Genomic DNA, 12490 nt, shown 5'->3' with positions numbered 1-12490 from the left:
TGTGGGATATATTCAATTATAAGTGAACTATTGACTATATAGCTAAACAACCACCCCACCGTCCAGGTACCCCTTCAAAGGAAAGGAAGCAGTATCGTCATCTTACATTTTACAAAAAACATTTTACATTTTCACTTCTTACAAAAACTATCAACTGTACATTATCAACTATTAACTAAAAAAAACTATCAACTAAAAAATGAAATTAGTATTTGCTTCCAATAATAAAAACAAAATAAAAGAAGTACAACAACTACTGCCTGCAGATATTCAGATATTAAGCTTAGAAGATATCGGATGTACTGAAGATATCGAAGAGACAGCCGATAGTATTGAAGGTAATGCTATTTTAAAAGCGAATTACGTAACTTCTAATTATGGTTATGACTGTTTTGCAGATGATTCAGGTCTAGAGACAGATGCTTTAAATGGTGCTCCGGGCGTTTACTCTGCCCGTTATGCGGGAGAGGGACATAACGATACTGAAAATATATCTAAATTATTAAGCATATTAGAAGAAGAAACCAACCGAAAGGCAAACTTTAAAACGGTGATTGCTTTAAATCTAAATGGAAAGCAACATCTCTTTACGGGGCTTGCTCATGGTGTAATTACTAAAGAACGAAAAGGAAATCAGGGATTTGGTTATGATCCTGTATTCTTACCAAATGGGTTTTCGAAAACTTTTGCTGAAATGACTCCGGAAGAGAAAAGTAAAATTAGTCATCGGGCTAAAGCAATACTCCAATTAATTCAGTTCTTAAAAAACTAACTTTCTGATAGTCAAATCTCAATAAAAAATTAAAAGTAGCAATAGCATTAGTAAATATCAGTAATTAACTATACCTTTGCCCCTATTTTTAAATATTTATATGAATAAATTTGAACAATTAGGATTAAGCGAATCGCTACTGAGGGCGATTATTGATCTAGGATTTGAGAATCCGACCGAAGTGCAGGAGAAAGCGATTCCCCTATTATTGGAAAAAGACACTGACATGGTTGCGCTAGCGCAGACCGGGACAGGAAAAACCGCCGCTTTTGGTTTTCCGCTTATACAAAAAATAGACCCGGACAATAGAAATACACAGGCATTAATTTTATCGCCAACGCGTGAATTGTGTTTACAGATTACAAAAGGAATTAAAGACTATTCCAAATACGAAAAAGGTATTAATGTTGTTGCGGTTTATGGTGGTGCCAGTATTACAGAACAGGCAAGAGATATTAAAAGAGGAGCACAAATCATTGTAGCAACTCCGGGAAGAATGCAGGACATGATTAATCGTGGACTGGTAAACATCTCACAGATTAACTATTGTGTTCTTGATGAAGCAGATGAAATGCTGAACATGGGATTCTATGAAGACATTGTAAATATCCTTTCTACTTCTCCTGATGAGAAAAACACTTGGTTATTCTCTGCTACAATGCCACAGGAAGTCGCAAGAATTGCCCGTGAATTCATGAGAAAACCATTAGAGATTACTGTAGGAACTAAAAACTCAGGTTCTTCTACCGTTACTCATGAATATTATCTTGTAAATGCAAGAGATCGTTATGAAGCTTTAAAACGTTTAGCTGATGCTAACCCTGATATCTTCTCTGTTGTATTTTGTCGTACAAAAAGAGATACTCAGGCAGTTTCAGAAAAACTAATTGAAGACGGATACAGCGCAGCTGCTTTACACGGAGATTTATCACAAAGTCAGAGAGACTCTGTAATGAAATCGTTCCGCGGAAGACAAATCCAAATGCTAGTAGCTACAGATGTTGCTGCACGTGGAATTGATGTTGATAATATTACTCACGTAATTAATTATCAGTTACCTGATGAAGTAGAAACCTATAATCACCGTAGTGGTAGAACAGGTCGTGCCGGTAAACTGGGTATTTCATTAGTTATTGTTACTAAAAGTGAACTGAGAAAGATTTCTGCTATTGAAAGAATCATCAAGCAAAAGTTTGAAGAGAAACCGGTTCCTTCCGGTATCGAAATTTGTGAGATCCAATTATTCCACTTAGCAAACAAAATCAAAGATGTGGAAACAGATTCTTCAATTGACACTTATTTACCTGCTATTTATGAGGTAATGAAAGACTTGTCAAAAGAAGAACTTATTAAGAAAATGGTATCTGTTGAATTCAACAGATTTATCAATTACTATAAGAAAACAAGAGACCTGTCAAGCCAGTCAGGTGGTGAGAGACGCGAAAGCAGTGAAGGCTCAAGAGATTACAATACTAGCGGTGCTGTAAGATACTTTATCAACATCGGTACAAGAGATAATTTTGACTGGATGAGTCTGAAAGACTTCCTGAAAGACACTTTAGATCTGGGTCGTGATGATGTATTCAAAGTAGATGTTAAAGAAGGTTTCTCTTTCTTTAATACTAATGCAGAACACACAGATAAAGTAATGGATCTTCTGAACAGCTTCCAATTAGAAGGCAGAAAAATCAACGTTGAGATTTCTAAAAACGATGGTGGAAGAAACAACAACAGAAGAGACCATAACGGAAGAAGTGGCGGCGGAGGCGGATTCAGCAGAAGCAGATCTAATGACAGCAGAGCCCCAAGATCTGACCGTGGAGGAAGCGACAGAAGAGAAGGTTTTTCAAGAAGATCTGACAGCAATGACAGTTCAAGAAGCTCATCAGCAGGAAGACGTCCGAGAAGAAGCTAACAAATAATTCTTGTTAATATTCTTATAATTTCATTTAGAACTACAAAATATCATCATAAGTTTTATTACTTTTAGAGTTTTAATTCAGACATGAGATATTTTGTAGTTTTCTTTTTTCTAATCCTTACAGGAACAGTCTTTTCACAAGATCATCAGGAACTATCCAGAGTTTCAGGAACTATTGTTAACGATAATGGTTTCAGTCCCATGAGCAATGTAAACATCATTAACCTTAATCTGGTCAAAGGAACAACAACAGACAATAGAGGTTACTTTGAAATTGATGTAAGACCTAATGATACGTTACACATCTCTTTTATCGGATTTAAATCGATTAAAGTCCGCGTTACTAATGATTGGATCAAAAATAAAACTACTAAAATACAGCTTACGGAAAGAGCTTTTGCTCTGGAAGAAGTAATCATTAAACCGTATGATCTGACCGGATATCTCGAAGTGGATTCTAAACTGATTCCAATCAAAGAAAATTACCGTTACAGTATTTCAGGATTACCTGCAGGGTATGAAGCGGGAGAATATTCTCCAAATGCACTTTCTAAAGTACTGGGATCTATCTTTAATCCTGCCGATTTCTTATACAATCTGTTTGGTAAAAAATCAAATGAGCTAAAGAAACTACGAAAAATGAAAGAGGATGACACGGTAAGAAATTTGCTTCAGTCCAAATTTGACAGAGAAACACTTGCGGCTCTTCTGGGTATTGATAAGGACGATATTTCTGATGCTCTGGAACGTTGCAATTACTCTGAAACTTTTATTAAAACAGCAAATGATCTACAAATCATGGATGCCATGAGTGAGTGCTATGAGCAGTATAAAATTTTAAAAAGAAACTAAGGTAGTATTCTGTTCTCAGTAGGACAGTATTCAGTCACTGTCTTCCAAACATCAACTGTATTTAAGGGTTCAGAGGTAAAAGAGACAAAATGATTATGCGGATTTTTAATACGTATCCACAATGGGGGAACCTTAAAACTTAGAAGAAAGAATCAAGAATTCTGAATAAACTTTTTCTTTTTAAGAATAAAAAAAGCGTGTCTGAATATTTTTAATCCAGACACGCTTTTGTTTTTTATTTATTCTAAAATCGTTATGCTTCGCAACTACTGCAACTTACCAGATTGTTTACCATTTCTTTAGATACACTTTGACTTCTCTGATAATATAGTGTTTTAACGCCCAATTTCCACGCTTCTATCAACAATCGATTTACTTCTTTTATAGGTAGATTTGAAGGTATATTAATATTCAGACTCTGCGATTGATCTATAAATTTTTGTCGGATAGATGCCTGTTGGATTATTTCCAACTGACTGATTTCTTTGAAGGTTTTAAAAATATCTTTTTCTTCCTCAGTAAGTTCCGGCAGTTGTTGCACACTTCCATTATTGAGCATTATTTTTCTCCAGGTATCTTCATTATTAATCCCTTTGTCATCTAGTAATTGAAGAAGATATTTATTCTTACGCATAAAATTCCCTTTAGATAATCCTGCTTTGTAATAATTACTGCTAAAAGGTTCTATTCCGGGCGAAGTCTGTCCTAAAATGGCGGAAGAAGATGTGGTAGGTGCTATAGCTAATAGTGTAGTATTTCGCTTTCCATATCCTTTCAGAATTTCAGGTTCTCCATATATCTGAGCCAGTTCAACGGTTGCTTCTTCTGCTTTAATCTGGATTTCTTTAAAAATGGTCGTTGTCAGTAATTTTGCATCAAGACCTTCAAAAGGAATTCTGTTCTTCTGTAAATAAGAATGCCAGCCCAATACTCCGAGACCTAATGCTCTGTGTCTTTTAGCAAATCGATTGGCTGCTGCCAGATAATAATTCCCTTCTGTTTTCTCAATGAATTCCTGTAAAACGGCATCGAGAAAGAAGATTGCTGTTTTTACAGCATCTGTATCTTTCCATTCGTCATAAAGTTCTAAATTCATAGAGGAAAGACAGCAGATAAAGGACTCGTCACTTGTTGAAGGTAAAGCAATTTCGGAACATAAATTACTTGAATTAATTTTTAAATTCAAGTCTTTATAAACCTGCGGTTTATTCCGATTCACGTTATCTGTAAAGAAAATATAAGGCAGTCCTTTCTGTTGTCTTGACTCCAGAACTTTTGCCCAAATTTCTCTTTTATAAGTATCTCCGTCTATCATTTCCTGCATCCAGTAATCGGGAACACAAACGGCATAGAATAAATTCTGAATAGGATTCCCTATATTTTTAATGGATAAGAATTCTTCTATATCGGAATGGTCAATATCCAGATAGGCAGCAAATGCTCCTCTACGGACTCCTCCTTGTGAAATGGTATCCATAGCGGTATCAAAAAGCTTCATAAAGGATACTGCTCCACTACTCTTTCCATTATCGGTTACTGCACTTCCTCTTTCTCTCAATTCTCCAAAATAGCCTGAGGTACCTCCTCCTATTTTGGTCTGCATAATCACTTCACCGAGTTTATGGGTAATTCCTTCTATATCATCGGGTATGTGTACATTGAAACAGGAAATAGGCAATCCACGTTCTGTTCCCATATTTGCCCAGATAGGAGAGCTTAAACTCATCCATCCTTTTTCTATCAATTCCTGAAAACTTTTCTGCAGTTCAGGAGCTTTCAGCCGTTTTGCTGCTCCTGCTGTTATTCTTTCTATAGCTCCTTCTACAGTTTCTCCTTTTAACAGATAACCTCTATTCAATATCTGTTCGCTTTCTTCATTTAACCACCAAAGTCGTTCCATTCTATTTATGCTTTTTATACGTTTTATAACCGATTAATCTCTTCGGGAAAGACTAATACGGGCTTCTTAAAAAATTTTATTCCTCTTCTGCTAAAATAAATCTAAAGCAGTAATACTTTTATCATGTTTTGTATATTCTACAGGTCTCTTTGCAAAAAAATCATCCAAACTGTTTGCAAATACTTCTTCTTCAAACCATTTCATCGGTCTGTATTGTTCTTCTGTGATAAAGAACAACTTAGAAAAACCGATCTGAACCAGACTGGCATCTATTCTGTATTTCATAAAGTTCAGAATATCTGTTTTACTAATCGTATCCAATTCTCCTTCGGAAAAAATCCAGTCTAATATCTGTGATTCTATACTGATCGATTCAAGAATGATCTTTGTTATTTCTTCTGATTTGTTCTGATCGATATAAGAAGGGAATTCTTCTTTAATCTTATTAATAATATACATCCCGGCATTAGCATGCACTTGTTCATCAACGGATGTCCAGGCAATAATGTTACTGGTGTTTTTCATATATCCTTTAAATCTTGTAAAGTATAATATGATGGCAAACTGACTGAAAAGAGAGACATTTTCAATTAAAATGGTAAACAGAACCAGTGATGTAATGTACTCTTGCGGCTCTTCGCTTTTAGCGTTTTTTAAAGCATTGTTCAGATACTGAATACGGCTCTGCATCACGGGTATTTCGATGAGCTTATCAAATTCATTGGTATACCCCAATACTTCAAGTAAACGTGAGTAAGCTTCGGAATGGCGGAATTCACATTCTGCAAATGTGCTTCCCAGACCATTAAACTCCGGTTTTGGAAGATGATTGTACAAACTACCCCAAAACGATTTCACTGCTACTTCTATCTGAGCAATAGCTAATAAACTTTTTTTAACAGCCTGTTGTTCAGCATATGATAAATGAGAATGAAAGTCCTGTAAATCAGCTGTAAAATCAATCTCTGAATGTACCCAAAACGATTTGTTAATAGCTTCTGTGAATTGTAAAACCTCCGGATACTCAAAAGGTTTGTAGCTTTGTCTGTAGTCAAAAATACTCATAATACTTTTTATTATTGATTAATAAAAAGCAATGTAATAAAACTCAAATTTTTCAAAAAATCTGATCTCTTATGGCATTGCCCCTGATGCGAAAGCAAAATCATTCTGTGCAGGAAAGGTAATCTGGCTTGTAATAAAAATATTACTTTACAGTTGCGCGACAGCTCGTGAATCTCACACGATTCCCCTTTATTATTTTATTGTTGGAATAAAAAATCCAAACACAAAAAACAACTTATTTTAACGACTTCAAAGGTAGCCACAAATTCAGAAGAAGGGTAATTTACTTTTAAACAATTGTTGATAAGTGCTCTTTTTTAAAGAAATTTCATACGCCATTTTTTTATTTAATCAAAAAACAAAAAAGCTTTATTTCTTTTAATTTGTTAATAGACAAAACATATTTTATCTCATATCAAAAATCAACTATTTTCATCTCATTATTTTGATATTTAAAAACGTTTTTAATGTTGATCAAATCTCTTTATTATGGTATCCAAAAAACTTCAATATTTCATTTTCAATGATCTGCTTTTTGTGTTTTATCAAGATTTTTAATTCTAAAAACAGTGTTCTATATTGCCATTTCAATAGATTAACTTGTTACAAAATTAATTTTTCTTTAAGTCTGTTTTTCACTTCCGTTTCCCATTCCGCTTTCAGTATACTCAGTACAATGCTGTCCCGTCTGCTACCATCCGGTTTCAATGCATGACTACGTAAAATACCTTCTTCTTTACACCCTATACTTTTCATTGCTGCTATACTCCTCTTGTTGTTGTTATCCGCACGAAACTCGACTCTTTCCATTCCCATTTTTTCAAATGCAAATTCTAAAAGAAGAAACTTACACTGCTTATTCAGACCAGTTCCCTGATACTGTTTTCCATACCAGGTATATCCTAATTGTAAGCATTTATCTGAAAGCTGAACATCATAGAATCTTGTACTCCCGGCATAGCTATTATTTCTTTTATCCAACACAATAAAGGGATATTCTTTTTCTTTTTCTCTTTGCTGCACTGCTGTATATAAATACTTTTTTAATGTTTCTTCTCCGTTAATGACAGCTAAAGAATACTTCCACAGTTCCGGTTCTGTCCGTGAAAAATGACGTAGATTTTCAAAATCAGATTCTTCCAAAGGACGCAGACAAACAATATCGTTTTCCAGTATATACTTTTCTTTAAAATTAAAATCCATAACTGTTCTTATTTTATTCTTTATTTTCAATGGTTTTATCTGATATTCAAATTAGAAAATATACTTTCTGCTCAGACAGTATAAAAATAAAAAAATTCCCGGTTTTCTGGATACAGAAAACCGGGAATAAAAAACCTTTACAATTTAGAACATATTCCAAGCACTAACTCAACTTATTATCGTATCAGTTCTTTATTATTTTATGACTAAACAATCCCTCGGAAGTGGTTACTTTTAAAACATGAACTCCTTTTTGAAGTCCCTGAACAGAAATACTCTGTCCTGATGGTGTTTCTTTTTTAACCAGATGTCCGTTTAGATTATAAATTTCTATTCCCTGAACGGTACCGGGTGCATCAATATAGATAACTTCCATTGCAGGATTAGGATAAACTCTGATTGTTGTGTTTTCTGTAATTTCTTCTTGCACAGGAAGGCTTAGTTTACGACTCCATATATCGCCTTCTGTTACGGCTAACGGTAATCGATCTATTACAGTAGCTCCATCTGCACGTTCTACGATTTTTACAACTCCATTTTCCATAACATAAGGCATTACAATAAAATTCCCTTCATTAATTTCAAAAGGGACTTCGCAGGTATAGGTATACTTATTTTTAGTAACGGTAATATCAGTTAAAAAAACACCATTTAACTCAAACAATCCAACTCTTGTAACGGTTTCTGAAGAAGGAACATATACCTCAAAAGAATCTTCTACAGCCACCTGAAAGAAATTATCCTGAGCTGTTTTCAGTTGTAAATGTTTTAATACAGTTGCTGTTCTAAAATTAAAACCTTTTTCGCCCAAAATAGTAATCGGCAACTTATCAATCAGATGTGATCCTTCCGGACGAGCAACAATTATTTTCTTCTCTTCTTTTTCTATATATGGCTGAATAATATATTTTCCTTTTGAAACATCAACAGGTATTTGACAAGTATAACTATTTCCTTCTCCGGAAATCGTGATATCGGCATAAAAAGTACCGTTATTACTAAATAAACCAATTTTTACCTTTTGCTGATCTGCTGAAACAGCGGCACGAACCTGAAAAGTCTCATCCGTTTTTACTTCATACACATTATCAGAGGCTGTTTGTAAGGTTAAATGCTCTTTTATATCTATCTTATCTTCTATCGTTACACTATATTCAAGAACAAAAGGAGCATGTGTCTGCGATTCCAGTCCCCAATCCAATACTAAAATCGGATAACTACTATTCGTCATTTTACAGACCAACGTTTCTCCTATATATTCTCTTCCGGCAACAAATACACCGTCATTATTATGTTCTAAATCTACAGGTATTCCCGATTCTGTATACCATTCATAAACAGTTATATTTCCTTTAATAGAATACTCGCTACTAAGATCAATTGTCTGCCCAACAGTTATAACACCCCCTTCTATCTTATTTTGAGGAGAATAATAAACAGAAAAAGCTGACCTTTCAATTTCTTCTATTGTCGAAAACTTAAAGTTATTAAATTCACAATATAAGCGTTCTAATTTTTCATTATTTGAAACATCAAGCTCTTTTAATTGATTATTATTACAACGTAACTCCCCCAACTTAATACTCTTTGAAACATCCAATTCCGTTAACTGATTATCATAACAAAACAACCACTCTAAGTTAATATTCTTGGAAACATCTAGCTCCGTTAACTGATTAAAACTACAATCGAATCTCTCTAAATTAATATTCTTGGAAACATCCAATTCTGTTAACCGATTAGCATAACAATCGAATCCCCATAAGTTGATATTCTTTGAAACATCCAATTCCGTTAACTGATTATAAGAACAAAATAAACTATATAAGTTGACATTCTTTGAGACATCCAGTTTCGTTAACTGATTATTATTACAATGCAACTCCTTCAAATTAATACTCTTTGAAACATCCAGTTCTATTAACAGATTATTATTACAATACAACTCCGTTAAATTACTGTTATTTGAAATATTCAATTCTATTAATAAATTATCAGAGCAATTTAATTTTTCTAAAAAATTAAATTTACCAGCATCTAATTTTCCATATAATTGAAATGGAAATGTATTTGACAGACCTAAACCTGTTAACCTTTTAGGAGATTCTAAATCCCAAGTGCAGACAGACTTAGAATCCCCATCCTTCATCTTAGAAATCCATCCTTCTGAAGTATACCAGTTTAATGTATCTGCTATAGTCAGACCTAATTGATGCAAATTAAGTATCCCTTCTATGTCAGTCGGCTGACGGAGCAACATACGTAATCCTTCTTTATCATCTTCATGATAGATTTGTGCTTCTGTAATACCACACAACAATAGAAACAAACTCGCAAGTACTGTTTTTTTCATAATATAAAATACTTTAAAAATATTTTAAGATAAATATTCAATGTAATTTTAATAATTTACCATAAAATAAAAATTAATAATTATTTTTAATATAATTTAACATTTGTTAAAAGTAAAAAAAAATATTATTATCCCACTTTTAATCTCTGTTTAGTTCACGAATTGCAGCCTAACCAAATAAATCAACTACAAATTATTTATACAGTAAATATTCAGCAAAAAAAACAATAAATAAGATCTATTATTTAGCGGTGTCAGAAAAAGAAAGACAATTTTAGTTTCAAAAGCAGTTTAAAAAGAAAAAATAATAGATCATTTTTTCAAAGAAAGCCTGAATATAACCTTTACCTATAAATAGAAACAAAAATTCCCGATCTTCTATGAACAGAAAATCGGGAATAAAAAAACTTTTTAGATTTAGAATATATTCTAGCAACTAACTCAACTTATTATCATATCAGTTCTTTATTATTTTATGACTAAACAATCCTTCGGAAGTGGTTACTTTTAAAACATGAACTCCTTTTTGAAGTCCCTGAACAGAAATACTCTGTCCTGATGGTATTTCTTTTTTAACCAAATGTCCGTTTAGATTATAAATTTCTATTCCCTGAACGGTACCGGGTGCACCAATATAGATAACTTCTATTGCAGGATTAGGATACACTCTGATTGCTGTGTTTTCTGTAATTTCTTCTTGTACAGGAAGGCTTAGTTTACGACTCCATACATCTTCTTCTGTTACGGCTAATGGTAATCGGTCCATAATAGCAGCTCCATCTGCACGTTCTACGATTTTTACAACTCCTTTTTCCATAACATACGGCATAATAATATAATTTCCTTCGTAAATGTCAAAAGGTACTTCGCAGGTATAGGTATACTTTTTCTTTGAAACAGTAATATCGGTTAAAAACACACCGTTTAACTCAAATAATCCGATACCGGTAATAGCCTCCGGAGAGAAAGCATACACCTGAAACGTTTCTTCTGTTTCTACTTTAAAAAGATTGTTTTGAGCGGTTTTTAGTTGTAAATGTTTCTGTACTTCTGCCATTCTGAGCCCACAGCATTCTTCTCCAAAAACTACAATTGGTAATTTATCAATAAGAGGAGAACCCTCGGGACGCGTGATGATCATTTTAGCACCATCAATTTCGATATATGGCTGTATCATATAATTTCCTTTTGAAATACCGGCAGGTACTTTACAACTATAATTACTTCCTGTATTGGAAACAGCAACATCAGCATAAAAAACAGCATTAAAACTAAATAAACCAATTTTTACCTTTTGCTGATCCTCTGAAACAGGAGCACAAACCTGAAAAGTTTCTCCGGTTTTTACCTCATACACATAATCAACAGCTGTTTTTAAAACTAAATGATCTTTTAATGTAATCTTGTTTTTAATACTATCCTCTATCGTTACACTATATTCAACAACTAAAGGATAATAATGATATATGCCTTCTGAATCCTGATACCTTTTACCAGGATAGCTGGCATTCGTCATTTTACAGACAAGCGTTTTCCCCACATATTCTTTTCCGGCAATAAATAGTCCATCATCATTATGTTCTAAATCTACAGGTGCTCCTGATTCAGTATACCATTGATATACAGTTGTTTTTCCTTTAATGGAATATTCACGACTTAAATCTATTTTTTGACCAACAGTTATCGTATCTCCTTCTATCCTACTTTGAGGGGAATAACGAAAAAAGTAAAAATCAACATTAATTTCTTCTATTGCTGAAAGTTTTAAATTATTGGATTGACAATAAAGAGAACTTAATTTTTCATTCTTTGAGACATCCAGTTGTGTTAACTGATTAGATTTACAATATAAAACCCATAGTTCTGGATTCTTTGAAACATCCAGTTGGGCTAATTGATTATTATCAAAATTTAACCAAGATAAATCCGCAAGCTTTGAAACATCCAGTTGTGTTAACAAATTACCGGAGCATTCCAAATACGTTAACTTGATATTCTTTGAAATATCCAGTTGGGCTAACTGATTATCTGAACACTCAAACCTAGATAATTCTATATTTTTTGAAACATCCAATTCAGTAAGTTGATTATTAGAACAGGATAATAAATCTAAATTTAGATTCTTTGAAACATCCAACTGTGTTAACAAATTATCAGAACATAGTAACCAGGACAATCCTATATTCTTTGAAATATCCAGTTCGGTTAGCTGATTATTATAACAAAATAATTGCCGTAATCTTATATTCTTTGAAACATCTAATTTGGTAAGCTGATTATTAGAACAGGATAAAGTATCTAAATTCAGATTCTTTGAAACATCCAGTTCGGTTAGCTGATTATTCTCACAAAATAATTGCCGTAATCTTATATTCTTTGAAACATCTAATTTGGTAAGCTGATTATTAGAACAGGATAAAGTAT

At 33.3% G+C, this 12490-nt stretch carries 8 protein-coding genes and 1 riboswitch; of the genes, 3 read left to right on the top strand and 5 right to left on the bottom strand.

Annotated elements, in window-relative coordinates:
- The first annotated feature begins 199 nt into the window (after window positions 1-199).
- From AC4FQX_RS10085 to AC4FQX_RS10075, 3 genes are all read left to right on the top strand, one after another.
- The gene (locus tag AC4FQX_RS10085) at window positions 200-772 is read left to right on the top strand and encodes a non-canonical purine NTP diphosphatase (RefSeq protein ID WP_491167566.1); all 573 of its coding nucleotides are present in this window, start codon (window positions 200-202) and stop codon (window positions 770-772) included.
- Between the two features lie 100 nt (window positions 773-872).
- On the top strand, window positions 873-2687 hold the full coding sequence (locus AC4FQX_RS10080) for a DEAD/DEAH box helicase (RefSeq protein WP_491167565.1): 1815 nt from the start codon (window positions 873-875) through the stop codon (window positions 2685-2687).
- Window positions 2688-2777: 90 nt separating this feature from the next.
- Window positions 2778-3545 (top strand): carboxypeptidase-like regulatory domain-containing protein, encoded by a 768-nt coding sequence (locus tag AC4FQX_RS10075; protein WP_491167564.1) that lies wholly within the window; start codon window positions 2778-2780, stop codon window positions 3543-3545.
- A 253-nt stretch (window positions 3546-3798) separates the two neighbouring features.
- On the opposite strand, the gene AC4FQX_RS10070 is transcribed toward AC4FQX_RS10075, so the two are convergent.
- The 5 genes from AC4FQX_RS10070 to AC4FQX_RS10050 all read right to left on the bottom strand — a co-directional run.
- On the bottom strand, window positions 3799-5445 hold the full coding sequence (locus AC4FQX_RS10070) for a ribonucleoside-diphosphate reductase subunit alpha (RefSeq protein ID WP_491167563.1): 1647 nt from the start codon (window positions 5443-5445) through the stop codon (window positions 3799-3801).
- Between the two features lie 90 nt (window positions 5446-5535).
- Window positions 5536-6510 (bottom strand): ribonucleotide-diphosphate reductase subunit beta, encoded by a 975-nt coding sequence (locus AC4FQX_RS10065; RefSeq protein WP_491167562.1) that lies wholly within the window; start codon window positions 6508-6510, stop codon window positions 5536-5538.
- A 96-nt stretch (window positions 6511-6606) separates the two neighbouring features.
- A riboswitch (cobalamin riboswitch) is annotated at window positions 6607-6747 on the bottom strand.
- A 366-nt stretch (window positions 6748-7113) separates the two neighbouring features.
- Window positions 7114-7713, bottom strand: coding sequence for a GNAT family N-acetyltransferase (locus AC4FQX_RS10060; protein WP_491167561.1), 600 nt, complete (start codon window positions 7711-7713; stop codon window positions 7114-7116).
- Window positions 7714-7897: 184 nt separating this feature from the next.
- On the bottom strand, window positions 7898-10066 hold the full coding sequence (locus AC4FQX_RS10055; protein WP_491167560.1) for a T9SS type A sorting domain-containing protein: 2169 nt from the start codon (window positions 10064-10066) through the stop codon (window positions 7898-7900).
- 457 nt (window positions 10067-10523) lie between these two features.
- Window positions 10524-12490: T9SS type A sorting domain-containing protein (locus AC4FQX_RS10050; protein ID WP_491167559.1), on the bottom strand; the 1967-nt coding region annotated here is incomplete at its 5' end.

The organism is Flavobacterium sp. AK-301 (genome assembly GCF_058310215.1).
Note: the sequence above shows the minus strand (reverse complement) of the source record. Positions and strands in the feature narration are given on the sequence as shown.